This is a genomic window from Burkholderia sp. Ac-20384 (assembly GCF_017104605.1).
Classification (GTDB): domain Bacteria; phylum Pseudomonadota; class Gammaproteobacteria; order Burkholderiales; family Burkholderiaceae; genus Burkholderia; species Burkholderia lata.
Genome location: NZ_JAAGPE010000749.1, coordinates 1 through 296, shown reverse-complemented (window position 1 = coordinate 296; position 296 = coordinate 1). Strand labels below are relative to the sequence as shown.

Below are 296 nucleotides of genomic sequence, written 5' to 3'. Positions count from 1 at the left end.
CCAAACGCGCTACGAGACCCGCGCTCAGGCTCGCCTGGACATCGTCGACTGGATCGAAGGCTATTACAATCGACAGCGCATGCACACGTCGATCGACTACTGCACTCCCGTCGAATACGAAACCGTATGCGCTGCTGCATGACATGCTGTACGTGAAAACGAGGCAGGGGCCCTCATTCATCTCCCGCTTGCCGCGCGCAACACGCGGGCGCAGCCGCAGCTCGTTTAAGCGCCACTGCACGGCCACACTGAACGCCACGACCTCTTGCTGGCCGTCATCGAAGCGTTGCGTGCGC

The 296-nt window shown here is 61.5% G+C and carries 1 protein-coding gene; it reads left to right on the top strand.

Features of this window, described 5'->3' with window-relative positions; genetic code table 11:
• A partial coding sequence (locus tag G3O00_RS43180; RefSeq protein ID WP_206146653.1) for an IS3 family transposase occupies positions 1 to 142 on the top strand: 142 nt, incomplete at its 5' end.
• Between the last annotated feature and the right edge of the window lie 154 nt (positions 143 to 296).